20 protein-coding genes and 2 pseudogenes are annotated in these 22581 nt (G+C 65.0%); 4 read left to right on the top strand and 18 right to left on the bottom strand.

Annotated elements, in window-relative coordinates:
• Nucleotides 1-53: 53 nt before the first annotated feature.
• Nucleotides 54-851 (bottom strand): threonine/serine exporter ThrE family protein, encoded by a 798-nt coding sequence (locus tag AB5Y70_RS21040; protein WP_042014428.1) that lies wholly within the window; start codon nucleotides 849-851, stop codon nucleotides 54-56.
• Between the two features lie 232 nt (nucleotides 852-1083).
• Nucleotides 1084-1422 carry a DUF3135 domain-containing protein gene (locus AB5Y70_RS21035; protein WP_010675440.1) on the bottom strand — a complete coding sequence of 113 codons (339 nt, stop codon included), beginning with the start codon at nucleotides 1420-1422 and terminating at the stop codon, nucleotides 1084-1086.
• 409 nt (nucleotides 1423-1831) lie between these two features.
• Here AB5Y70_RS21035 and mog point away from each other — a divergent pair, with 409 nt between their 5' ends.
• Nucleotides 1832-2362, top strand: coding sequence for a molybdopterin adenylyltransferase (gene mog, locus AB5Y70_RS21030; protein ID WP_041212474.1), 531 nt, complete (start codon nucleotides 1832-1834; stop codon nucleotides 2360-2362).
• A 31-nt stretch (nucleotides 2363-2393) separates the two neighbouring features.
• Here the strand turns inward: mog and AB5Y70_RS21025 are convergent, their stop codons facing one another.
• Both AB5Y70_RS21025 and AB5Y70_RS21020 read right to left on the bottom strand, forming a co-directional pair.
• Nucleotides 2394-2741, bottom strand: a complete 348-nt coding sequence (locus AB5Y70_RS21025; protein ID WP_029314779.1) for a DUF2541 family protein — start codon at nucleotides 2739-2741, stop codon at nucleotides 2394-2396.
• A gap of 207 nt (nucleotides 2742-2948) precedes the next feature.
• Nucleotides 2949-3704 carry a DNA/RNA non-specific endonuclease gene (locus AB5Y70_RS21020; RefSeq protein ID WP_010675443.1) on the bottom strand — a complete coding sequence of 252 codons (756 nt, stop codon included), beginning with the start codon at nucleotides 3702-3704 and terminating at the stop codon, nucleotides 2949-2951.
• A gap of 645 nt (nucleotides 3705-4349) precedes the next feature.
• Between AB5Y70_RS21020 and AB5Y70_RS21015 the strand changes: the two genes are divergently transcribed.
• Nucleotides 4350-5075: a carbonic anhydrase gene (locus AB5Y70_RS21015; RefSeq protein ID WP_049636574.1), complete on the top strand. Its 726-nt coding sequence runs from the start codon at nucleotides 4350-4352 to the stop codon at nucleotides 5073-5075.
• Between the two features lie 73 nt (nucleotides 5076-5148).
• Here the strand turns inward: AB5Y70_RS21015 and AB5Y70_RS21010 are convergent.
• From AB5Y70_RS21010 to AB5Y70_RS20960, 11 genes and pseudogenes are all read right to left on the bottom strand, one after another.
• Nucleotides 5149-5253 (bottom strand): annotated as a pseudogene (locus AB5Y70_RS21010) (pseudouridine-5'-phosphate glycosidase); the annotation flags it as partial.
• A 3-nt stretch (nucleotides 5254-5256) separates the two neighbouring features.
• Nucleotides 5257-6273, bottom strand: a pseudogene (locus AB5Y70_RS21005) (pseudouridine-5'-phosphate glycosidase).
• Nucleotides 6267-7358, bottom strand: a complete 1092-nt coding sequence (locus tag AB5Y70_RS21000; protein ID WP_049636576.1) for a PfkB family carbohydrate kinase — start codon at nucleotides 7356-7358, stop codon at nucleotides 6267-6269. Before AB5Y70_RS21000 ends, AB5Y70_RS21005 begins: the two are co-directional and overlap by 7 nt.
• A gap of 144 nt (nucleotides 7359-7502) precedes the next feature.
• On the bottom strand, nucleotides 7503-7856 hold the full coding sequence (gene nirD / locus AB5Y70_RS20995; RefSeq protein WP_049636597.1) for a nitrite reductase small subunit NirD: 354 nt from the start codon (nucleotides 7854-7856) through the stop codon (nucleotides 7503-7505).
• Nucleotides 7857-7903: 47 nt separating this feature from the next.
• Nucleotides 7904-10486: a nitrite reductase large subunit NirB gene (nirB, locus tag AB5Y70_RS20990; RefSeq protein WP_080988628.1), complete on the bottom strand. Its 2583-nt coding sequence runs from the start codon at nucleotides 10484-10486 to the stop codon at nucleotides 7904-7906.
• 26 nt (nucleotides 10487-10512) lie between these two features.
• Complete coding sequence (locus AB5Y70_RS20985) at nucleotides 10513-11334, bottom strand: ABC transporter ATP-binding protein (RefSeq protein ID WP_010675449.1); 822 nt, start codon at nucleotides 11332-11334, stop codon at nucleotides 10513-10515.
• Between the two features lie 31 nt (nucleotides 11335-11365).
• On the bottom strand, nucleotides 11366-12325 hold the full coding sequence (locus AB5Y70_RS20980; protein WP_049636599.1) for an ABC transporter permease: 960 nt from the start codon (nucleotides 12323-12325) through the stop codon (nucleotides 11366-11368).
• Between the two features lie 14 nt (nucleotides 12326-12339).
• The gene (locus AB5Y70_RS20975) at nucleotides 12340-13695 is read right to left on the bottom strand and encodes a CmpA/NrtA family ABC transporter substrate-binding protein (RefSeq protein ID WP_233265265.1); all 1356 of its coding nucleotides are present in this window, start codon (nucleotides 13693-13695) and stop codon (nucleotides 12340-12342) included.
• Between the two features lie 344 nt (nucleotides 13696-14039).
• Nucleotides 14040-14624 carry an ANTAR domain-containing response regulator gene (locus tag AB5Y70_RS20970; RefSeq protein WP_010675452.1) on the bottom strand — a complete coding sequence of 195 codons (585 nt, stop codon included), beginning with the start codon at nucleotides 14622-14624 and terminating at the stop codon, nucleotides 14040-14042.
• Nucleotides 14625-14749: 125 nt separating this feature from the next.
• A complete protein-coding gene (gene cobA / locus AB5Y70_RS20965; RefSeq protein ID WP_010675453.1) occupies nucleotides 14750-15508 on the bottom strand; it encodes a uroporphyrinogen-III C-methyltransferase in 759 nt (252 codons plus the stop codon).
• Between the two features lie 28 nt (nucleotides 15509-15536).
• Nucleotides 15537-18161: a nitrate reductase gene (locus tag AB5Y70_RS20960; RefSeq protein ID WP_049636577.1), complete on the bottom strand. Its 2625-nt coding sequence runs from the start codon at nucleotides 18159-18161 to the stop codon at nucleotides 15537-15539.
• A gap of 284 nt (nucleotides 18162-18445) precedes the next feature.
• Between AB5Y70_RS20960 and AB5Y70_RS20955 the strand changes: the two genes are divergently transcribed.
• Nucleotides 18446-18949: an RNA methyltransferase gene (locus AB5Y70_RS20955; RefSeq protein ID WP_045525729.1), complete on the top strand. Its 504-nt coding sequence runs from the start codon at nucleotides 18446-18448 to the stop codon at nucleotides 18947-18949.
• Nucleotides 18950-18992: 43 nt separating this feature from the next.
• On the opposite strand, the gene AB5Y70_RS20950 is transcribed toward AB5Y70_RS20955, so the two are convergent.
• Nucleotides 18993-19736, bottom strand: coding sequence for a hypothetical protein (locus tag AB5Y70_RS20950; RefSeq protein ID WP_010675456.1), 744 nt, complete (start codon nucleotides 19734-19736; stop codon nucleotides 18993-18995).
• Nucleotides 19737-19930: 194 nt separating this feature from the next.
• On the opposite strand from AB5Y70_RS20950, the gene AB5Y70_RS20945 reads away from it, so the two are divergent.
• Nucleotides 19931-20362 (top strand): universal stress protein, encoded by a 432-nt coding sequence (locus AB5Y70_RS20945; protein ID WP_041212463.1) that lies wholly within the window; start codon nucleotides 19931-19933, stop codon nucleotides 20360-20362.
• 169 nt (nucleotides 20363-20531) lie between these two features.
• Here the strand turns inward: AB5Y70_RS20945 and AB5Y70_RS20940 are convergent, their stop codons facing one another.
• Together AB5Y70_RS20940 and AB5Y70_RS20935 are read right to left on the bottom strand one after the other, a co-directional pair.
• Nucleotides 20532-21167 carry a murein L,D-transpeptidase catalytic domain family protein gene (locus AB5Y70_RS20940; RefSeq protein ID WP_042016892.1) on the bottom strand — a complete coding sequence of 212 codons (636 nt, stop codon included), beginning with the start codon at nucleotides 21165-21167 and terminating at the stop codon, nucleotides 20532-20534.
• Between the two features lie 156 nt (nucleotides 21168-21323).
• Nucleotides 21324-22580, bottom strand: coding sequence for a glutamate-5-semialdehyde dehydrogenase (locus tag AB5Y70_RS20935; RefSeq protein WP_262512438.1), 1257 nt, complete (start codon nucleotides 22578-22580; stop codon nucleotides 21324-21326).
• Between the last annotated feature and the right edge of the window lies 1 nt (nucleotide 22581).

The following is a 22581-nucleotide window of genomic DNA, read 5'->3' as shown; positions in this document are numbered from 1 at the left end:
GATGGATAGCCGGTTTGCCCCGATCAACAGGGTCGATACAACGTCAAAGATCTTCATACTTTCCACCCCCAGATACCGGTCACCGACATGGCGAGAATGATCCCTATGGCTGCACTGATGGTCAGCAGTGTCGCCGTGCCCCAGCGGGCCAGCCCCATGTTGAAGTAACCCTTCACCATGTCGGAGACCGCATTGATGAGCGGGAACCCCGGCACCAGCAGCAACACGCTGGCGGCCATGGCGAGATAGGGTTGTTCGCCCCAGCCGAAGAAGGTGGCGCTGGAGGCGAGCAGGGTGGCGATAAACCCGGTGGCGGCAAAGTTGATGAGGGGGCTGTGGTGATGGCGGGCAATGAGCTGGCGCACCCGCATGGCGACCGAGGCCGAGCAGCAGGTCACCAGGAAGATGGGCCAGTCACCGCCAAACAGCAGGCTGAAGGCACCGCAGGAGAGCCCCACCATGGGCACCACCAGCCAGGGGTGATAATGGAACGGCGTGATGGCCTCGAGGCGCTGACGGACCTCGCGCGCGCCGATAAGCGACTTTTCCGTCATGATGCAGATGCGCTGGATCTCGCACACCACCTGCATGTTGATGCCGTGCTCCCGCACCCGGCGGGTGGTGGTGACGCAACTGCCCTGGTAGAGGCTGGTGAGGACGATGGCGCTGGAAGAGATGGCCATCTCGACGCTCTCCAGCCCGAGCGCCATGCCGAGCCGGACCGTGGTCTGCTCGATGATGCGGCTCTCCGCCCCAAACTGGGCCAGCATCTGGCCCGCCTTGACGATGATCCGGGTGATCTCCGTCTGCTGCTCTCGCGACAGCACCCTTCCTGGTGTGATGCTTCTCATGATCCCTTTGAGTCATAGCAAGATGAAATGTGTCTGGATATTACCCCAAAATAAATACACCTTCATCCATCTCTATCGGACTGCGTGCACTGGTCACTATTATTCAGCCGCCCGGGGAATATTTGCAGCAAATAAAAAACAATTCACCCAACTTGCTTAACAACTTGTTTTAGAAGGGGTGAAACAAATTAATAAATACCCTGTTTTTTTATATCTTGAACAGGGCCGTGAATTATTTCCGTTTCAGATAACTGGAAAACGCTATCACATTATCCGGCAGCGGGGGCTCTGCCATTTCCTGACAAGATTCGTTCTGCAGATCCAGAATGTGCTGGCGCATGGCGTAGACGGAGTCATGCATCATGTTGGCTATCCGGATGCAGCTGTCGAGGTTGTTTCTGGCCAGGCGGCGCTGGCAGTCGATGCGAAATTGCAGACCTCGCAACCGACGTTGCCGCTCTGGCCCCACCTGGGCGATCAGGGTCTCTATCTGCTGGTGCAGCAGCGCGTCGAGTCGCTCCGGCTCGGCCAGCGCCCAGTACTTCAGGGTATCGAAATCAGGCAGCTCCATATACCCTCCTGGCCGGACCTCGCCCATGGAATGGAACGACGCCGGGCACATCACTATGTTTCACTGTCCCTAGGGAAGGTTATATAGGATGGTGGCGATTTTGGGCCATTCACCGCCGAGCCACAGGAGTCCGGTTTTTGGCACGAATTGCGCATCGTTGGCGGAAAAAATCATTTATTCCTTATGATTCATGAAATTAACCGAATCCGGCCTGCGTCAGTTTTTTTATAAAATTTCAGCACCATTTTTCTCGGCCTTATGCCTTATTAAGGGACTTTCCTCAAAATTGTTTTTCATTCGACTCTCTCCCAGGCTCAATGCCCTCCCCTTGCCTCATCCGGCGGTTTAACATATCTCACTGATTATGTTATTTTATTTACCACTTTATTGCGGCAACCAAGGGCAGACCATGAGCAAGGCAAGAATCGGTATCGTCACCGTCAGCGATCGCGCCAGTGCAGGCATCTACGAAGATCTCTCCGGCAAGGCCATCATCGACACCCTGAACGCCTACCTGACCTCGGAATGGGAGCCCGTCTATCAGGTGATCCCCGACGAGCAGGATCAGATTGAGGCGACCCTGGTTCGGCTGGTGGACGATGAGCAGTGCTGCCTTGTCGTTACCACGGGGGGCACCGGGCCGGCCAGGCGGGATGTGACCCCGGAGGCCACCGAGGCGGTGTGCGATCGCATGATGCCGGGCTTTGGCGAGCTGATGCGGGCCGAGTCCCTCAAGTTCGTGCCGACCGCCATCCTGTCGCGCCAGACCGCCGGCCTGCGCGGCAGCTCGCTCATCGTCAACCTGCCGGGCAAGCCCAAATCGATCCGCGAGTGCCTGGATGCGGTCTTCCCCGCCATTCCCTACTGCATCGACCTGATGGAAGGGCCCTATCTCGAGTGCGACGAGGCCATCATCAAACCGTTCCGCCCGAAGAAATAAGCACTGGGCGGGGATTTCCCCCGCCCTTTGCTCATTTGCGCCCGTACACCTTGACCCCTGCCCTGCTCCCTTCCGAATTGCCGTACACCTCGATGCGCTTGATGCAGAGTCGGCTGCCGAGGGATTGCCACCCCGACTCCTGATCCTCTCTCAACACCTTGTCGAAATAGAGAGTCTTGCTGCGATCGTTGCCGTAGAACACCTTGACCCGCTCCAGGGTCAATTCCCGCCCTGCCTTGACCATGATGGATTTGGTCGGCCGGCAGGCGAGCATGGGAATGATGGCGGGATGATCGCCGACCCCGAGCAGAATGGTCTGCCCCAAGCGGATATCCTCGTCGGCCATGGCCGGGGGAACAGCAGCCCCCAGCAGCGCCATGGGTACGCAGATGCGCAACGCGCGGGCAAGAGTGGACGAGGAGTGAAGGGAAAACAGCGCTGACATGATGCCTCCTGAAAAAGGAGTCATGATAAGGGCCCGATGCCAGACCCAAGCTGTACTGGCCCTGTACCAGGGGCCATGACAATGGCCGGAGGCCCGTGTGGGTAACGGGGGCCTGGGCCCCCGTTACCCCTGCCGGACGCGCTAACCGCCCCACATGGCCGACAGCCGCGACTCCATGGCCTCTTCCTGCTCATCCGGCAGCTCGGTGAAGAAGTCGAGCCCGGTCTGCTCCTCCACCTCATCCACCGTCACCACATAGTCCGCCAGCCTGCTGGCCGAGACGTTCTCTTGCGGCAGGATGAAGGCGATGGCCCGCTTGCCCGCCAGATCCATCACCACCCGGTAGTAGGCGTGGGGCACGGTCACGCCGTTGCCGATGGCGCCATCAGAGTGGGTGAAGATGGGGCCGGTGATCACCTGCACGCTCTTGTAGGTGATGGCCCACTGCCGGGTCTTCTCCTCCAGGATGCGCCAGGCCCCCTGGTTGAGCGCCGGCAGTTGCGGGGTCATGTTGGTCAGCAGGAAGCTCTGCTTCATGGTGTTGGCGGTGGAGCGCATGTCCGCCGCCGGCGCCTGGTGGCCGCGGTCATAGCCCGAGCCCTTGTAGTCCGACAGGGTGGCGCGAAACTGCACCGGCACCTCCTTGTCCTCGGCGAAGGCATCCTTGCGCGGCACCTGGCCCTGGGCGCTGGCGGCCGTCATCCGGTAAGAGACCCAGTCAGAGACCTTGGTGTCGTAGTTGTACCCGGCGGCATAGCCCTCCCGGCACAACAGCTGACTGGATTGACCGGGTACCCCTAGGGTGACGTGCTCCCCGCACTGGAATCCCGCCGCCAGGCTCGGGAAGGTGGTGAGAGTGAATCCGATAGCCAGAACTAATTTATTGATATTATTCATTATTATGCCACTCCTTGTGTTAGGCGGAGTGATTTGACACCAGGTCAGATGAGTAAGGCAATCGCACAAATAGCGAGCAATCCGGAAATGTGAAGAGGACGGCAAAACAGCAAACAAGGCGCCGCCAACCGGGGGATTGTCATCCCGCCGTCACTGTGCTGAGGGGGGAATTTCTCCAGCACTATCAGAGAGATAAGGGGTCAACACCGAGGCACTCTGTCAGCGCAGCGCCCGGCTCCCGCCACGCACGCCCCTGGCCGGGCCAGGGAATATCGAAAAAATCCCAACGAAATAAGGGATCCTCAAGCCCGATAATTAGTCCGCGCTTGTTTGCTCGAGATCAAACGAAGCCATGAAAAGCCCTCTAGAATCAGCCCGTCATCTATTTGGGGCGCCATGAAAGGGGGCCGTTCATTGCGAAAATGCCCGCAGGATTTCTCCTCCATGAATAAGCGTGCCCCGTTGCCGGAATACATCATGACGCAGCCTCATGCCACGCTTCAAATAACGATGACGACAGACCTTTCATAACAATTAATCCGGTCTGGCACCGCGTACCCTGCGTTTCCAACGATGCCATTGACGAGGCCTTCCTGCCGGAAGGCCAGGAATGGCCGTGCTTTTCAATCAGGATAAGGATGCATGATGAAAAAGTCCCTGCTGGCTGGCGCCCTGCTGCTCTGCCCTGCCGCCTTTGCCGCCACCACACACTGGGAATACAGCGGCGAGGCCGGCCCGGCGAAATGGGCCAGCCTGACCCCGGAATATGGCCAGTGTGCCGGCAGCAACCAGTCGCCGGTCAACCTCTCGGGTCTGGTGAAGGCCGATCTGGCCCCCCTGCAGTTCCACTATCAGGCGGGTGGCAAGACGCTGGCCAACAACGGCCACACGGTGCAGGTCAACTATGCCCCCGGCAGCACCCTTGAGCTCGACGGCATGCACTTCGAACTCAAGCAGTTCCACTTCCACGCCCCCAGCGAAAACCTCATCGAGGGCAAGTCCTACCCCCTGGAGGGTCACCTGGTCCATGCCAATGACAAGGGGGAGCTGGCGGTGGTCGCCGTGATGTTCGAGCCGGGCCAGGCCAATGGGGCCCTGAGCCAGGCCTGGCAGGTGCTGCCAGCCAAGGCGGGGGAGATCCATGCCTTCAAGGAACCCATCTCGGCAGAGCAACTGCTGCCCGCCCAGCACGACTACTACCGCTTCAGCGGGTCCCTGACCACCCCACCCTGCTCGGAAGGAGTGCGCTGGCTGGTGATGAAGGAGCCGGTCCAGGCCAGCCAGGCCCAGATCGATGCCTTCAAGGCGGTGATGCACCACCCCAACAACCGCCCCGTCCAGCCTCTCAACGGGCGACTGGTGCTGGAATAAGGGGGTTATCTCACCGATTAGCGCAATAAAAAGAGGGCCTGTTGGCCCTCTTTTGCATCTTTCGCAAAGGTGTTTACAGGCTGGCAGCGATGCGTGCCCCCAGCGCGGCGTTGTTCAGCACCAGCTGGATATTGGCTGCCAGGGAGTTACCACCGGTCAGCTCGCACACCCTGACAACCGATCACAGGCTGGCAGCGATGCGCGCCCCCAGCGCGGCGTTGTTCAGCACCAGCTGGATATTGGCCGCCAGGGAGTTGCCGCCGGTCAGCTCGCACACCCGGACAACCGATCACAGGCTGGCAGCGATGCGTGCCCCCAGCGCGGCGTTGTTCAGCACCAGCTGGATATTGGCTGCCAGGGAGTTGCCACCGGTCAGCTCGCACACCCGGGCCAGCAGGAAGGGGGTGGACGCCTTGCCCTTCACCCCCTGCTCGTCCGCCTCTCGCAGTGCCTGGGCAATGGCGGCATCGATGTCGGCCTTGGGCATGGCAAACTGGGTCGGGATCGGGTTGGCCACCACGGCGCCCCCGGCCAGCCCCAGCTCCCACTTCAGACGCAGCGCCTCGGCGATGGCCGCCGGGCTCTCCAGGCGGTAATCCACCTTGAAGCCGCTCTCCCGGGTGTAGAAGGCGGGCAGATCCTCGGTCTGGTAGCCGATCACCGGCACCCCCTGAGTCTCCAGGTACTCCAGGGTCAGACCGATGTCGAGGATCGACTTGGCGCCGGCGCAGACCACGGCCACCGGGGTCTGGGCAAATTCCTGCAAGTCGGCCGAGATGTCGAAGGTCTCCTGGGCGCCGCGATGCACGCCGCCGATGCCGCCGGTGGCGAACACCCGGATCCCGGCCATGGCGGCCACTATCATGGTGGAGGCCACCGTGGTCGCCCCCAGCCCCTTGTTCGCCAGCACGAAGGGAATGTCGCGGCGACTGCACTTGGTGGCGGCATGACCGGCCCGGCCCAGCGCCTCCAGCGCCCCCGCATCCAGCCCCACCTTGAGGCGGCCGTCGATGATGGCGATGGTGGCCGGCACGGCGCCGTTGTCCCGCACCACCTGCTCCACCTGGCGCGCCGTCTCCACGTTCTGCGGATAGGGCATGCCGTGGGAGATGATGGTGGACTCCAGGGCCACCACCGGCTTGCCGGCAGCCAGCGCGGCGGCAACTTCAGGTTGGATATCGAGGTAAGCGTTCAACATGGGTACTCCTCCAGCATGCGTTCAACGGCGGCCTTGGATAGGCCGGAAAAGACGGTATCGGAACAATTGACGGTGAGGGCGGCGCAACCGAGGGCGAACCGGGTTGTCTCCATGATGCCCTGCTCCTGCAACCAGGCGTGGGCCAGCCCTGCCATGAAGGCATCGCCGCCGCCGGTCACGTTGACGACCGGGCTGCCGAGCACGGGCAGATGGCCCTGGCAGGCCCCGTCGCTATAGAAGATCCCCTGATCGCCGAGGCTCAGGAAGAGCCGCTGCACCCCGGCGCGGTGGAACCAGGCCGCCGCCATGGGCCAGGTGTCGGGCCCGCCGATGGTGAAGCCGCACAGCTGCTCCGCCTCGGTGCGATTGGGTTTGAGGGTGTGGATGCGGTGCAGCCAGGGGCGGATCTTCTCCACCTTGGCCACCGACACGGTGTCCACGAAGATGATGTGCTCCCCCTGGCGCTCGAACAGCCAGTCCAGGGTGTGGGTGGCGAGGTTGGTGTCGAGCACCCAGAGCCGGGCCGCGCCGAGAAAACCGCTCAAGGGTGCGAGCCGGGCCGGGGTGAGCTGGTCGATGATCCCCATGTCGTTGACGGCGCAGCTCATCTCGCCGCTGCCATCGTGCAGGCTGAGGTAGCAGGAGGTCGACTGACCCTCCAGTACCAGCACCTGGCGCACATCGACCCCGGCGCGCTGGCTCACCTCCAGCAGATGATGGCCGTACTGATCGTTGCCCACCGCGGTCAGCAGCCGGGTGTCGGTGCCAAGGCGCGCCAGGTTCTCGGCGATGTTGCGCCCTACCCCGCCGGCGGAGGTGCGTACCCGGCCCGGGTTGGAGTCGCCGATGCGCAGGTTGTCGTGGCTGCAGCCACAGATATCCATGTTGGCGCCGCCTATCACCACGGCGTAGGGGCCTTCGCGCAGCACATAGCCGCGCCCCTGCACATAGCCCTGGCGCATCAGGCTGGAGATGTGGCTCGCCAGCGCGGAACGGCTGATGCCGAGCCTGTCCGCCAGCTCCTGCTGGGCAATCATGGGATCCTGGCGCAGCAGGGCGAGGATCTCTTGCTCACGTTCCGTCATAGACAAACATCCAGTTGCAAACGTTTGTCCATTATTTCCGAAAAACGTTTTCCCGCCATCCTCTCGTACAAGAAATGTCGGGTCGCGCACAAAAAATCACCGGGCAGTGCCCGGCGATCACAACATGGTTTTCAGATGGGCCACTCACCCCAGCTGTACCCAGACCTCGCTCCCCTCCAGCCGCACCGGCCAGCAGGCGACGCTCAGGGCAGGATCGTCCAGACAGCGACCGTCCATCAGGGCGTAGCGCTGCTTGTACAGCGGCGAGGCCACCACGGGCTCCCCACCGGCATCCCCCACCAGGCCACGCCCCAGCACGGCGACGCCGGCCAGGGGGTCCACCCCGTCCAGGGCATAGACATGCTCCCCGAGGCGAAACAGCGCCAGCACCCGCCCCTCCAGCCAGGCGCTGCGCCCGGCCTGCTCCGGCAGCGCCGCCAGCTCGCACACCCGGTGCCACTGCCCGCAGAGCTGTGTACCGTCCTTGTCATCCTTCATACCACCTCCTTGATACTGATGGCGGGCGTGCAACCCGTTGCCCCCGCTCATACCACCTCCTTGACAGCGATATCCGGCACCCATTGCCCCCGCTCCTCACGGCGCGGCGGCGTCTCGTCCTCGGGCCGGTTGACGAAGGCCTCGAACAGCTTGAGCTTGTCCGGATCCGCCAATGTGCTCTTCCACTCGCACTGCCAGGTGCCGACTATCCCCTCCATCATGGCCTCCAGCTCGCCACCGATGCCGAGCCTGTCCTCGATGATCACCGACCTGAGATAGTCGAGCCCCCCTTCCATGTTCTCCATCCAGACCGAGGTGCGTTGCAGCCTGTCCCCGGTGCGCACATAGAACATCAGCAGCCGGTCGATGTAGCGGATCAGGGTCTGCTCGTCGAGATCCGTGGCAAAGAGGTCCGCGTGGCGCGGCCGCATGCCGCCGTTGCCACACACATAGAGGTTCCAGCCCCGCTCGGTGGCGATGACGCCGATGTCCTTGCTCTGGGCCTCGGCGCACTCCCGGGTGCAGCCGGAGACCGCAAACTTCAGCTTGTGTGGCGCCCGCAGCCCCTTGTAGCGGTGCTCCAGGGTCTGGGTCAGGGTCATGGAGTCCTGCACCCCGTAACGACACCAGGTGGAGCCCACGCAGGACTTCACGGTGCGCACCGACTTGCCGTAGGCCTGACCGGTCTCGAAGCCCGCCGCCACCAGCTCGCCCCAGATGGCGGGCAGCTGGTCGACCCGGGCGCCGAAGAGATCGATGCGCTGGCCGCCGGTGATCTTGGTGTAGAGGCCGTACTTGCGCGCCACCTCCCCTATGGTGATGAGCCCCTCCGGGGTGATCTCCCCCCCCGGGATGCGCGGCACCACCGAATAGGTGCCGTCCTTTTGCAGGTTCGCAAGGAAGGCGTCGTTGGTATCCTGCAACGCGCGGTGGGGCTTCTCCAGCACGTGCTCGTTCCAGAGCGACGCCAGTATGGAGGCCACCGTCGGCTTGCAGATGTCGCACCCCAGCCCCTGGCCATGCTTGTCCCGCAGCGCCTCGAAGCTCTTCAGCTCGCCGACCCGGGCCAGGTGATAGAGCTCCTGGCGGCCGTAGGCGAAGTGCTCGCACAACCCCTTGTCCGCCTCGACGCCAAGGTCCGCCAGGGTCTGATCCACCACCTGCTTGAGCAGGTTGCTGCAACCGCCGCAGCCGGTGCCCGCTTTGGTGCAGCTCTTCACCGCCGAGAGCTCGTGATTGCCCGCCCGAACGGCGGCCACCACGTCCCCTTTGCTCACGTTGTGGCAGGAGCAGAGGATGGCGCTGTCCGGCAGCACTAGGGGCGCGGGAGCGGTCCCTGCCTCCCCCACCAGCAGGGAGAGCGGCGGCTGGGGCAGCGCCACCCCGTTCTGGTAGTACTGCAGCAGCCGCTCGTAATCGGCCCCGTCCCCCACCAGGATGGCGCCGAGCAGGCGATTGCCCTCGCCGTCGGTCACCAGCTTCTTGTAGATGCCGTTGACCCTGTCCAGCAGCAGCAGCTCCTGGGCGCCGGCGGTGCTGGCGTGGGCATCGCCGATGGAGCCCACGTCCACCCCCATCAGCTTGAGCTTGGTGGACATGTCGGCCCCGATAAAGCGGGTCTCGCCGCCACACAGGCTGGCCACGGCGGCCCGGGCCATCTGGTAGCCGGGGGCCACCAGGCCGAAGATGCGGCCCTGCCAGAGCGCGCACTCGCCGATGGCGAGGATGGCGGGATCCGAACTGTGGCAGCCGTCGTCGATGCAGATGCCGCCGCGCTCCCCGACCTCCAGCCCGGATTGCCGGGCCAGGGTATCGGCGGGGCGGATCCCCGCCGAAAACAGCAGCACGTCGGTCTCAATGTGAGTGCCGTCCTTGAAACGCAGGCGATGACGGGCCTGCTCCCCCTGCTCGATGCACTCGGTGGCTTTCTCCACCAGCACCTCGACCCCGAGGGCCTGGATCTTGTCCCGCAGCACGGCGCCGCCGCTCTCGTCGAGCTGTACCGGCATCAGCCTTGGGGCGAACTCCACCACCTGGGTCTTGAGTCCGAGCAGGCGCAGGGCGTTGGCCGCCTCCAGCCCCAGCAGGCCGCCACCGATGACCACGCCGCTGCGGGCCTGGGCGCAGGCATCGCGGATGGCGGCAAGATCTCCCAGGGTGCGATAGACGAAGCAGCCCTCTCGCTGATGGCCGGGGATGGGGGGCACGAAGGGCACGGAGCCGGTCGCCAGCACCAGACGGTCGTAAGGGAACTGCTCGCCGTTGGCCAGCGTCAGGGTGCGGGCCGCCCGGTCGAGCACCTCCACCTCGGCCCCCAGCCGCAGCGCAATGCCGCTCTCCTCATACCAGGCGGGATCCGCCATGCGCAGGGCCTGGGGCGCCTTGCCGCCGAATACCTCGGAGAGGTGCACCCTGTCGTAGGCGGCGTCAGGCTCGGCGCCAAACACCGTCACGTCGAACCGGTCGAGGCCGCCCGCCACCACCAGCTGTTCGACGAAGTGATGGCCCACCATGCCGTTGCCCACCACCAGCAGCCGTTGCTTTTCGGCCGTGTCGGCGGAACCACTGTTCTGGCGACCGAGCAGGTCCATGCCGCCCCCTGTCACCCACTGTTGCTCTTTGTCAGTCATGTCTCTCTTCCTTGAATCCGGCGGGCTCAGGCGCGCAGCTTGCTGCGCACCTGCCCGGCTGCCTTGAGGGGGGTCACCTTGCGCTGCTTCTCGTAGAGGAAGCGCAGCACCTGCTGGCGCAGCTTGTGGTAGTGGGGATCGTCCGCCAGGGCGACCCTGTCCCTGGGCCTTGGCAGGTCCACGGTCAGGATCTCCCCGACGGTGGCACTGGGGCCATTGGTCATCATGACGATGCGATCGGAGAGCAGCACCGCCTCGTCCACGTCGTGGGTGATCATGATGACGGTGTTGCCAAGCTCCGCCTGGATCGCCATCAGGGCATCCTGCAAATGGGCCCGGGTCAGGGCATCGAGGGCGCCGAACGGTTCATCCATCAGCAGCACCTTGGGGGAGAGCGAGAGGGCGCGGGCGATGCCGACCCGCTGCTTCATCCCCCCCGACAGCTCGTGGGGCATCTTCTGGCTGGCGTGATCCATCTGCACCAGGGAGAGGTAGTAGTCCACCCGCTCCGCCACCGCCCGCTTGTCAGACTCCACCTGGGCCACCGCCAGCGCCACGTTCTGCTGGACGCTGAGCCAGGGCAGCAGGGCGTGGTTCTGGAACACCATGGCCCGCTCGGGCCCCGGGCCCGCCACCTCGCGACCATCGAGAATGATGCCCCCCAGGGTCGGCTCCAGCAGCCCGGCCACCAGGTTGAGGACGGTGCTCTTGCCGCAGCCCGAGTGACCAATGAGGGAGACGAACTCCCCCTTCTCGATGCGCAGGTTGACCCGGCTCAAGGCCTCGAAGCTGCCCTGCTCCGTCTCGAACGAGATGCCGACGTCGCTTATCTCCAGATAACTCTTCATTGGCTCTTCTCCTGCCTGAATAGGAATGTGATTAACGCAGCACCTGACGCTTGTCCCAGGACAACCACTGCTGCAGGGCCAGCATGCCCCTGTCCAGGGCGCAGCCGATGAGGCCTATGGTGATCACCGCCACCATGATGCGGGCCAGAGACGCAGAGCCGCCGCTCTGGAACTCGTCCCACACGAACTTGCCGAGCCCCGGGTTCTGGGCCAGCATCTCCGCCGCGATCAGCACCATCCAGGCCACCCCAAGGGAGAGCCGCAGTCCGGTGAAGATCATGGGCAGGGCCCCTGGCAGCACGATGCGCCGCACGTGGGTCACAAAGGAGAGGCGCAGCACCCGGCTGACGTTGTGCAGATCCCCATCCAGCCCCGCCACGCCGACCGCCGTGTTGATCAGGGTCGGCCAGAGGGAGCAGAGGGTCACCGTCAGGGCCGAGGTGAGGAAGGACTTGGCAAGCCAGGGGGCGGGATTGGCGTAGAGGGCGCTCACCACTAGCGTGATGAGGGGCAGCCAGGCCAGCGGCGACACCGGCTTGAGCAGCTGGATCACCGGGTTGGCGGCGCGATAGAGCCCCTGGTTCATGCCGAGCAGCACCCCGCACGGAATGGCGATCAGAGTCGCCAGCGCGAAGCCGCACAGCACGGTGAGCAGGCTGGTGGCTATCTGATCGAAGAAGGTGGGACGTCCTGTGTAGGGACGCAGCTTCACCTCGGCCGCCGGATCCGCCGCCAGTCGCTCGGCGTTGCGCACCTGCTGGCGTTCGAGGAAGGCCGCCGCCTTCTCCCGCTCCTGCAGATGCTCCTGCCCGAGGGACCAGAGCTGGCTGGCGGTGGCGAGCGGCCCCGGCAGGGTGCCCAGACTGGTCTGCACCTGGCTCGCCCCCCACTGCCAGAGGCCGAGGAAGAGCAGCACGCCGAGCAGGGGCTGCACCATGATTTTCCAGTTGATGGCTTTTAAATGGATGAGGGGCCATGTGTGTCGTTTCATCGGGATCTCCTTGCTCATTGCACCCGCTCATCGCCCTTGAGGCCGATGGCGAACTGTTGCAGGTAGGCGTTGGGGTGGCGGCCGTCGTAGATGAGGCCGTCGATGAAGCCATCCTGGGGGCCGCGATAGCCCTGCTCGCTGGCAAAGTCGGGGAAGTCACTGGCCTTGAGCTTGCCCTCGGCGATCAGCGCCTCGGCGGCCTGGCGATAGACGTCCGGTTGATAGACGGCCTTGGCCACCTGCTCGAACCAGGCGTCCGGCCTGGCTTCGGGGATCTGGCCCCAGCGCCGCATCTGGGTCAGGTACCAGATGGCGTCGGAGTAGTAGGGATAGGTGGCGTGGTGGCGGAAGAAGACGTTGAAATCCGGCACCTGGCGCTTGTCCCCCCTGGCGTACTCGAAGGTGCCCGTCATGGAGTTCGCGATCACCTGCTCGTCCGCCCCCACGTACTCGGGTTTGGCCAGCAGCTTGGCCGCCGCGCGCCGGTTGCCGTTGTCGTCTGCATCCAGCCACCAGGCCGCCCGCAGCAGCGCCTTCACCAGCCGCACATGGGTGTTGGGGTGACGCTCGGCCCACTGCCGGGTGACGCCGAACACCTTCTCCGGGTTGTTGCGCCAGATCTCGTTATCCGTGATGACGGGCACCCCTATGCCCCTGGCGACCGCCTGCTGGTTCCAGGGCTCCCCCACGCTGTAGCCGGCGATGGTCCCCGCCTCCAGGGTGGCGGGCATCTGGGGGGGCGGCGTCACCGACAGCAGCACGTCCGCCTGGCGCTGGCCCGAGTTGTCGCCGAGTCGGGGTGCATAGAAACCGGGGTGCAGGCCGCCTGCCGCCAGCCAGTACCTCAGCTCGTAGTTGTGGGGGGAGACGGGGAAGACCATCCCCATGTTGAAGGGCTTGCCCCCCTGGCGATACTCCGCCACCACGGGCTTGAGGGCGGCGGCGCTCACCGGGGGCGGCACCTTGCCCGCCTGCGGCCTGGGCAACTGGGGCACCATGGCGGCCCAGACGCTGTTGGCCACCGTGATGGCGTTGCCGTTGAGATCCATGGCAAAGGCCGTCACCAGCTCGGCCTGGGTGCCGATGCCGATGTGGGCCGCCAGGGGCTGGCCCGCCAGCATCTGGGCACCGTCCAGCTCGCCGTCTATCACCCTGTCCAGCAATATCTTCCAGTTCGCCTGGGCTTCGAGGGTGACGTAGAGTCCCTCATCCTCGAAATAGCCCCGCTCGTAGGCCACCGCCAGCGGCGCCATGTCGGTCAGCTTGATGAAGCCGAGCCTGAGCTCCTCCTGCTCCGGTGCCCCCAGCGCCAGCGCCGGCAGCGACAGCGCCGCCAGCAGCATCCCCGCACATCCTTGTCGTCCGTTCATTGCATCTCCTCCCTCGGTTCCGGGTCAGGGCCATGGCGCCAGGCTGCCTGGAATCGCAGTGCCACCTCGTTGCAGCGCTGCGACCCAAGGTGCGTCGCGACCAAAAAAAAGCCCCGCCGATCCGGGATCGGCGGGGCTTCTTTGCCCTGTTGCGGGTGAGTGACCTGACCGGCCCCTCACTGCGCATCGTTACTTCATTGCTATCGTGTTTTTGTTATTCACTTTCCGTGCCAGCTCGTCCAGGGTGCATCAGGCGGCCCTTTGCGGCCTGTGGTGCCCTGATCCTCCCTCAAATTTGCCTCAATTAGGCGCAGTTGCACCAAAACGGTTGGCCACGGGGGCGCTCAGGCGGGCAAAGCCTGCAGCAGTTGCCGCGCCAGCTCCCCCAGGCTCAGGTGACGGCTCATGGCGGTGCTGCGCATCAGGCGATAGGCCTCGTCCTCGTCCAGCCCCTGATGGCGCATCAGGCGTCCCTTGGCCTGCTCGATGAGCCGCCTATCCTCCAGCTTCTGGCGCAGCTCGCTCTCGGTCTGCATCAGGGCCTGCACCATGGCGAGCTGACTGCGAGCCAGACGCAGCCACTGCTCCACCGGCTCACGCTCGCCGCAAGGGTGGGGCACCAGCAACACCCCCTGCTGCAACAGGGCGAGCTGGGTATCGCCCCCCAGCCGCTCGCAGAACAAGAGGCGCGGCATGTCGGGCCAAAGGGAGAGGCCAAGGCGTACCTCGGCGCTGAACTGGCGGCAACTGACGAGCAGGGCATCCCCCCTCTGCGTCGGAGTCAGCAACTGGCGGGTATCGAGGATCCCGGGCTGATGGCCGTAGTGACTAACCAGCAGGGCCAGGCGGTTCGCCTGGCCCGGGTCATCGGCGTGGATCAACAGCCGGGAAGCGGGGCCGTCCTGGCCCCGGGTGGAAAAAGTGGTCATGGCGCTCCTTGCCGGCGACGATCGCGTTCTGTCTGGCGAAAATGCCGCAACATGAAGGCCAACTCTTTGAATCTACCTCCTTTTTATCTATCAGGAGGTAGTGGGGGTAGAGGAAAAATTGCCCCTCAGGCGACCCGTTCCAGGGCCTCCGTCAGCAGTCCCTGCAGCTCGGCGCGCAGCCGCACCACCTCCCCCATGATGATCAGCACCGGGCTCTGGCCCAGCAGGGCACGGGCGGCCTGCTCCAGGCCATCGAGCGTGGCCTCGTGCACCTGCTGGCGGGGGCTGCAGCCAGCCACCACCAGGGCCACCGGCAGCGCGCCCGGAGCCCCCGCCCTCAACATCCCTTCCCGAATGCGGGCCGCCCGCTCCAGCCCCATGTAGAACACCAGGGTGTGGCCCGCCCGGGTCAACCCCTGCCAGCCCTGATAGTCGCGCTCGTCCATCAGGTGCCCCGTCACCAGGGTCAGGGAGCGGGCCAGCCCCCTGTGGGTCAGGGGAATGAAGCTGCTGGCGGCGCACCCCAGGGCCGCCGTGATCCCCGGCACCAGCTCGGCCTCAATGCCGTGCCGGGCCAGGTGCAGCGCCTCCTCGCCACCGCGCCCGAACACCAGGGGATCCCCTCCCTTGAGGCGCACCACCCGCTTGCCCGTGCGGGCCAGGGCCAGCAGCAGGGCGTTGATCTCCTCCTGGGTCGGGCTCGGCTCACCACAGCGCTTGCCCACATCGAAGCGGGCCGCCCCGTGGGGAATGCGGGCCAGGATCTCGCTCCCCACCAGGCGGTCATAGACCACGACCTCTGCCGCCTCCAGACGGTGCAGGGCGCGCAGGGTCAACAATTCGAGGGGCCCGGGGCCCGCTCCCACCAGACTGATTTGGCTCATCTCAGGCTCCTTGTGTCCTGGCACCGCACTAAGCGGATGCCAGGAAAACATGTTTGATCAACAGCTTGTCGATTTCGGGCAGACAGGTGCCGCAGTTGCTGCCACAGCCGAGCAGGGCCTGCAGCCCCGCCAGCTCGCTCACCCCCTGCCGGGTGATGGCATCGACGATGCGCTGCTCCGAGACCCGCAGGCAGGAGCAGACCAGCCGGCTCTCCCCGGCCAGGGCCTGGCTCAGGGTCTGGCTCAGGGCCCCCGCCTGGAGCGGCGTGCCGAGCAGACTGGCCAGCAGGTCGACCTTGATGTCCGGGCGCCGCGCCCCCACCAGCAGGATCCCCTCGATACGATCTCCGGCCAGGGCCACGGCCAGCCACCCCTCCTTCATGGGCAGCCTGAGCCAGTGCCCCTCGGCCCCCAGCCGTTGCCACAGGCTCTCTGTGCTCTCTGACCAGGAGGCCAGCAGGGTGCAGTTCCCCTCGGGCAGGGGACGCCTGGCCCACCAGTCCACCGGCTCGCGCCACTCACCACGGCCACACCAGATCCCTTGCCAGCGGGTGGGCTGCGCCCTGGCCTGCACCCGCCCCTGTTTGAACATCGGCTGGCCGGAAAGGGGATCCACCACGGGGGCGATGAGGCGGTTGACCGCTCCCTGGCTGCACTGGCTGTCGGTCCAGTGCATGGGCAGGAAGGCCTCCCCCTCCCTGAGCCCCTCATCCAGCCCCACCAGCAGCAGCGCCTCCCCAAGCCCGTTGCAAAGGCGCACCAGGTCCCCCTCCTTCACGCCAAGCGCCAGCAGGCTGGCGGCCCCCATCCGCACCCTGGGCCAGGGCTCGGCCTCCTGCAACCGGGGCACATGGCCGGTGCGGGTCATGGTGTGCCACTGATCCCGCAGGCGGCCACTGTTGAGGAGCAGGGAGACAGCCCCTGCAAGCGGGGGCATTTCTGGCTGCTCGGGGGAGCGCTGGGCCAGGGGCAGCAGGCGGGCCCGGCCATCCGGGGTGGCAAAGCGCCCGTCCTCGAACAAGCGGGCCCTCCCCTGGGGCCAGTCAGCGTTGACGGGCCAGCGCAGGGGTTCCAACGCCTCGAATTCGGCACGGGTGAGACCCGCCAGCCCGGAGATGTCGAACTGGCGGGATCCGTCGTTCTCAAAGCCGGAGAGGGCGGCATGCTCGCAGAAGATCTCGTGCTCGTGCTCATAGGCGAACCCCTCGCCAAAGCCGAGCCGACGGGCGAGCCGGGTCAAGGCCCACCAGTCTGGCCTGGCCTCCCCCGGCAGGGGCAGGAAGGCGCGCTGGCGGCTGATGGTGCGCTCGGAGTTGGTGACGGTGCCGCTCTTCTCCCCCCAGGCGGCGGCAGGCAACAGCAGGTGGGCGAGGCGCGCCGTGTCGGTGTTGGCCGTCACCTCGGAGACCACCAGCAGCTCGCAGCGGCTCAGGGCCTCGCGCACCCGGTTGCCGTCCGGCAGGGAGACCGCCGGGTTGGTGCCGAGCACCCAGAGCGCGCGGATCTCCCCCCGGTGCACCGCCTCGAACAGCTCGACGGCCTTGTGCCCCGGCCCGCGCACCATGGTCGGGCTTCCCCAGAAGCGCTGTACCCGATCGCACTCGGCCTCGCCAAAGCCCATGTGGGCGGCGAGCTGGGTCGCGAGCCCCCCCACCTCACGCCCTCCCATGGCGTTGGGTTGCCCCGTCATGGAGAAGGGAGCCGCCCCCGGCTTGCCGATGCGACCGCACATCAGGTGGGCGTTGATGATGGCGTTGGCCTTGTCCACCCCCTGGTTGGACTGGTTGATCCCCTGGCAGAACAGAGTGACGGTCTTGGGGGTGCGGGCAAAGAGCTGGTAGAAACCGAGCAGATCGCTGCGGGAGAGGCCGCAGCTGCGGGCCACCTCGTCCAACTGCCAGGCCGGATCGTCCAGCTCCCCCGCCAACGCCTCGAAGCCGCTCACGTGCTGCGCCACATAGGCCTTGTCCCAGCCATCGACATCGAGCAGGTAGCGGCACAGGCCGTTCCAGAGCGTCACGTCGCTGCCGGGTTTGAGTGCCAGATGCAGATCCCCCTGCTCCGCCGTCATGGTGCGGCGGGGATCCAGCACCACCAGCCTGAGCTCGGGGCGCCGCGCCCTGGCCTGCTGCAGGCGGCGAAACAGCACGGGATGGGTCCAGGCGGTGTTGGCACCGGTGAGCACCACCAGATCGGCGAGCTCGAGATCCTCGTAACAGGCGGGCACCAGATCCTCCCCGAAGGCGCGCTGGTGGGCCACCACCGCCGACGACATGCAGAGCCGGGAGTTGGTGTCCACGTTGGCACTGCCGAGGTATCCCTTCATCAGCTTGTTGGCGACGTAGTAATCCTCGGTGGTGAGCTGGCCCGACAGATAGATGCCGATGGCACCCGGCCCGGACTCGGCCAGGATGGCGGCAAAACGCTCCGCCAGGGTGTCCAGGGCCTCCTCCCAGCCGATGCGCTGCCCCATCCAGCGCGGATAGAGCAGGCGATCGGGAAAGGCCAGGCTCTCCAGCAGGCTGGCCCCCTTGACGCACAGGGCGCCGCCGTTGGCCGGATGCTGCTCATCCCCCTGCAACTGCCAGTTGTCACCCTCCCGGCTCAGCCGGATGCCGCACCCCACTCCGCAATAGGCACAGGTGGTCTTCATTCCCTTGCTCCTTGTCATGTGTCTGACGAAGGGCCCATAAAAAAAGCGTCCGCCCCCCTGCGGGGACGGACGCCTTTGTCCGGATGCCTCATCGTCTTGTATGGGGAAGTGACTGCAAACCCCGCGCCAGGATGCAAGGGGCGCCGCCATTGCGTATCAGGGTGTCTGGCTGCGCCGCCACGGTGCAGCCGCCCCCTTGTTGGGCCCGCCTTGCGGGAATCCGCCCCGCACGCTGGGCAAGGGGCCCACCGGGGGTATAATGCGCCGCCACACAGGAGAGAGAGATGAAAGTGTCAGATGAAGGCGCTGCCGGGCAGCACCGGGCAGATGCCCGGGAGAGAGGGGACTATTGCGCCATCGGGCTGGTCAATCCCAAATCCCCGGAGAACGTGGGCGCCGTGATGCGGGCCGCCGGCTGCTACGGGGCGAACGAGGTCTACTACACTGGGCAGCGCTTCGAGCTGGCGAGGCGTTTTGTCACCGACACCAAGCAGATGGTGGAGAAGATCCCCCTGCTCGGGGTCGAGGAGCTGCTGGACTTCGTACCCGAGGGCTGCACCCCTGTGCTGGTGGATTTGATCGAGGGGGCCACGCCCCTGCCGGATTACGTGCACCCCGAGAGAGCCTTCTACATCTTCGGCCCGGAGGATGGCACCCTGGAACCCGCCCGCTTCGCGGCGGTGAAGGAGGTCATCTATGTGCCGACTCAGGGTTGCATGAACCTGGCCGCCTCGGTCAACGTCATCCTCTATGACCGGTTGGCCAAGACGCTCAGAGCCAAAGACTAAGGGCGGGGCAAGAGGGGCCCGATGACGGCATCAGGCCCGACAGCTAGGGCTGTGGCTTGTTCGCCCGCACCACCTGCTCCCTGAGAAAGTCCTGGTAGTAGTCGTAGAGCTTGTTCTGCCGATAGATCTCCGCCAGCTTGCCCTGCCTTATCAGGGTACGCATGCCGGGATCCCAGAGCCCGTGCAACTGCCTGCCCTTCGGGGTATCGGCGAAGATGGGGTAGGTCGGGATCCAGCGCAGGAATACCTGTACCAGCTCGGGGGGAAGGGAGCCTTCGGGGTAGAGGGCGCCGTCGGTCAGGTAGTAGCGGTAACGCCCCTTGATCAGCAATTGCAGCGCCATCTCGTGGCTGTCTATCTCGAACCAGCGCATCGGCTCCGGGATGAACTTGTCAAAGGCCCACCCCCTCAGCCAGAGCACCTCCTGCTCCTTGAGGCTGTGCTCCCCTGCCCAGTGCGGCAGCCAGCGCTTTTGCATCACCACGCTCACGTAGTCCGCCGAGTCGGGGTAGTCGGGCTGATGGACCCCGGGCACCTCTCCCCGATAGACCCCCATCGCCATGTCCCCCTCCTTTTTCGACACCACCGCCAGTGCCCGTTTGTAAGGCACCATGTGAAGCTTCACCTCGTGCCCCAGGGGTTCATAGATGGCTCGAACCACATCCAGATAGACCCCCTTGCCGTCCCGGTGACAGAAGCCGGGCCAGTCGTCGCAATAGACGTGTATGGTGTCTGCCCGCACGAACGAGGTGATCAGCAGGCAACAGAACAGAAAAAGACGAACCATGAATATCCTCAGTGATATGGCACTCGGCAGATGCTCACCGCCGGACGGCCCGTTCAGGCATACAGATAGCATAGAAAAACAGAGTCCCGGCCGACATTTTCCCCATTTTGCGAGCGGGTCGAGGGTTATTGTCGCCCCACAGCGTATCATGGCAAACAAGATTCATTAGTAGCCCAACTTGAGGGGAGATTCTCATGCCAACCATCAAATCCCTGCTCTGCCCCGTCGATTTCTCCGAGATGTCCAGAGCGGTACTCGACTACGCCGTCTTCATGGCCAACACCCACCAGGCCGAGCTCAAACTGGTCCACGTGGTGGATCAGCTGCACGGCTTCGACAGCTACAAGATCCTGCACATGACGGCCATCGAGATCACCCACGAGATGGAACGCCAGGCCAAGAGTCAGCTCAAGGAACTGGTCGCCTGCCTGCCGATTCCGGCCAAGTTCGAGGTCCGTTTTGGCCGCGCCGCCGATGAAATCGTACTCCAGGCGAAGGAAGACAAGGTGGATCTCGTGGTCATGGGCAGCCATGGCCGCTCCGGCATCACCCACCTGCTGGTGGGCAGCGTGGCGGAATCCGTGGTGCGCCACGCTCCCTGCCCTGTGCTGGTGGTCCGCAAATAATCCCCACCTGATGCGCCAAGGCCAGCATATGCTGGCCTTTTTGCTGTTCATTGCCATGGGATGCTCATCTCAGAACCGGTGCACGAGGGATAACGAGAGGTCGTCGGCAAGGTAGAGCGCCGCCCACCAGTCCTGGTGACGCCCTCGCAGCAGGCTCGCGGGCAGGGTCTCAGCCATGGGCATAGATGACGCTCCCTCCCTTGATGGTGTCGATGATCGCCCTGGACTGCTCCCTTGGCAGGGCCGGGCATCCCCAGCTGCGCCCCAGCTTGTCAAACTTCTGCAGATGCCTGGGGCTGGCGTAGTCCGCCCCGTGCACCACGATGGCGCGCTTGCGGGCATTGCTGTTCTTGCCGGGACTGAGGCCGTCGAGACGCAGGGAGTAACCGTGCTTGCCCTGATAGGTCTCGGCGGTGCGGTAGACCCCCAGGGAACTTTGCCGGGAATTCATCTGATTGGAGAACTGGCGGGCGGCCAGCTCCCCCGAATTGCGGCCGTGGCTGACCCAGGTGTGGTAGAGCAGCTTGTGGCGCTTGACGTCGATGACGAACAGCCGGCGCATGGTCGAGGGCTTGCTGTAGTCGATGATGGTGAGAATGGGTTTTCGCTTGTGGCGCACGCTCTGGTAACCGTCCAGGGCCTTGCGAAACACGCGGCTGTCGAGCTTGCCGGCCAGCCCGAGCTGACGATAGAGATCCTGGTCCCAGCTGGCGTGGCTGGCGCCGCTGAAACAGAGCGCCCCCAGCAGCAGTGGCAAGCTCAGCCAGAGGCTGCCCCACCACGCACTCCTATCCTGTCCCTTCATCCTTGAAGTTGCTCCCCTTGCTGTCGCTGGCCTGATGCCCCGGGTGACACCGCATCCTGCTGGATAGTTATATGCAAGCCATTGATTGCGAGCAATAAAAAAGCACAAAAATGCCGACCTGAGTCGGCATTATCCTGCTTGCTGAGCGTGCCTGGATCAGGCACGGCTGAGATAATCCGCCTGCCCCACCCACTTGTAGCTGGTGAGTTCGGTCAGCCCCATGGGGCCACGGGCGTGAAGCATCTGGGTCGAGACCGCCACCTCGGCCCCGAGGCCAAACTGGCCGCCGTCGGTGAAGCGGGTGGAGGCGTTGACATAGACCGCCGCCGAACCGGCCCCGTTGACGAAACGCTCGGCATTGGCGAGGGAGTTGGTCAGGATGGCATCGGAGTGGCCGGCGTTGTGCTCGCGCATATGGGCGAGCGCCTCGTTGACGTCCGCCACCACCTTGACCCCCAGGGTCAGCCCCAGCCACTCGGTGTCGAAATCTTCCGGCCCCGCGTCGCACAGGTTGTCGCTGCCAGCCAGCAGCGCCATGGCATTGGGCGCGCCCACCAGGGTCACCTTGCGCTCGTTCATCAGAGCCACCAGTTGCGGCAGCAAGGTGGCCGCCACCTTCTCGTGTACCAGCAGGGTATCGAGGGCGTTGCAGGCGGAGGGGCGCTGCACCTTGGCGTTCTCGATGACCGCCAGGGAACGCGCCAGATCGGCGCTCTCGTCCACGAAGATATGGCTGATACCGAACCCGCCGATGATGACGGGGATGGAGCTGTTCTCCTTGCACATCTTGTGAAGACCCGCGCCGCCGCGGGGGATGATCATATCCACGTAGCGGTCGAGGCGCAGCAACTCGGCCACCAGCGCCCTGTCCGGGTTGTCGATGTACTGCACCGCCGCCTCGGGCAGGCCGGACGCCGCCAGGGCATGCTGGATCACCCGCACCAGCTCCAGGTTGGAGTGGAAGGTCTCGCGACCACCGCGCAGAATGCTGGCGTTGCCGGTCTTGAGGCAGAGGCTGGCGATGTCGATGGTGACGTTGGGGCGCGCCTCGTAGATGACGCCGATGACCCCGATGGGCACCCGGCGACGGGAGAGGCGCAGGCCATTCTCCAGCACCCGGCTGTCGATTTCGGCCCCGACCGGATCGTCCAGAGTGATCACCTTGCGCACATCCGCCACGATGCCGGCAAGGCGCGCCGGGTTGAGCAGCAGGCGATCCAGCATCGCTTCCGTGAGCCCCGCCTCGCGCCCGGCGGCGATGTCTTTCTCGTTGGCCGCCAGGATCTGGGCACTGCGTGCTTCCAGTTCATCGGCGATGGCCGCCAGCGCCCGGTTCTTCTGTGCCGTGCTGACGGTGGCCAGTTGATAGGCGGCTTCACGGGCCGCCTGCCCCATTTTCTCCAGACTCATCACA

The organism is Aeromonas sp. s1(2024) (genome assembly GCF_040908005.1).
GTDB lineage: Bacteria > Pseudomonadota > Gammaproteobacteria > Enterobacterales > Aeromonadaceae > Aeromonas > Aeromonas caviae.
The sequence above is the reverse complement of the archived record's forward strand: the minus strand, read 5'-3'. Positions and strand labels throughout refer to the sequence as shown.

Excerpts from the sequence above, each read along its gene's own strand:
- AB5Y70_RS20945 (WP_041212463.1), top strand. The coding sequence starts at position 19,931 with ATGCCAACCATCAAATCCCTGCTCTGCCCCGTCGATTTCTCCGAGATG.
- AB5Y70_RS21015 (WP_049636574.1), top strand. The coding sequence starts at position 4,350 with ATGAAAAAGTCCCTGCTGGCTGGCGCCCTGCTGCTCTGCCCTGCCGCC.
- AB5Y70_RS21040 (WP_042014428.1), bottom strand. The coding sequence starts at position 851 with ATGAGAAGCATCACACCAGGAAGGGTGCTGTCGCGAGAGCAGCAGACG.
- AB5Y70_RS20950 (WP_010675456.1), bottom strand. The coding sequence starts at position 19,736 with ATGGTTCGTCTTTTTCTGTTCTGTTGCCTGCTGATCACCTCGTTCGTG.
- AB5Y70_RS20980 (WP_049636599.1), bottom strand. The coding sequence starts at position 12,325 with ATGAAACGACACACATGGCCCCTCATCCATTTAAAAGCCATCAACTGG.
- AB5Y70_RS20970 (WP_010675452.1), bottom strand. The coding sequence starts at position 14,624 with ATGACCACTTTTTCCACCCGGGGCCAGGACGGCCCCGCTTCCCGGCTG.
- AB5Y70_RS21025 (WP_029314779.1), bottom strand. The coding sequence starts at position 2,741 with ATGGCGCTGCTGGGGGCTGCTGTTCCCCCGGCCATGGCCGACGAGGAT.
- AB5Y70_RS20940 (WP_042016892.1), bottom strand. The coding sequence starts at position 21,167 with ATGAAGGGACAGGATAGGAGTGCGTGGTGGGGCAGCCTCTGGCTGAGC.
- nirD (WP_049636597.1), bottom strand. The coding sequence starts at position 7,856 with ATGAAGGATGACAAGGACGGTACACAGCTCTGCGGGCAGTGGCACCGG.
- AB5Y70_RS21020 (WP_010675443.1), bottom strand. The coding sequence starts at position 3,704 with ATGAATAATATCAATAAATTAGTTCTGGCTATCGGATTCACTCTCACC.
- AB5Y70_RS21000 (WP_049636576.1), bottom strand. The coding sequence starts at position 7,358 with ATGACGGAACGTGAGCAAGAGATCCTCGCCCTGCTGCGCCAGGATCCC.
- AB5Y70_RS20975 (WP_233265265.1), bottom strand. The coding sequence starts at position 13,695 with ATGAACGGACGACAAGGATGTGCGGGGATGCTGCTGGCGGCGCTGTCG.
- cobA (WP_010675453.1), bottom strand. The coding sequence starts at position 15,508 with ATGAGCCAAATCAGTCTGGTGGGAGCGGGCCCCGGGCCCCTCGAATTG.
- AB5Y70_RS20985 (WP_010675449.1), bottom strand. The coding sequence starts at position 11,334 with ATGAAGAGTTATCTGGAGATAAGCGACGTCGGCATCTCGTTCGAGACG.
- nirB (WP_080988628.1), bottom strand. The coding sequence starts at position 10,486 with ATGACTGACAAAGAGCAACAGTGGGTGACAGGGGGCGGCATGGACCTG.
- AB5Y70_RS20960 (WP_049636577.1), bottom strand. The coding sequence starts at position 18,161 with ATGAAGACCACCTGTGCCTATTGCGGAGTGGGGTGCGGCATCCGGCTG.
- AB5Y70_RS20955 (WP_045525729.1), top strand. The coding sequence starts at position 18,446 with ATGAAAGTGTCAGATGAAGGCGCTGCCGGGCAGCACCGGGCAGATGCC.
- AB5Y70_RS21035 (WP_010675440.1), bottom strand. The coding sequence starts at position 1,422 with ATGGAGCTGCCTGATTTCGATACCCTGAAGTACTGGGCGCTGGCCGAG.
- mog (WP_041212474.1), top strand. The coding sequence starts at position 1,832 with ATGAGCAAGGCAAGAATCGGTATCGTCACCGTCAGCGATCGCGCCAGT.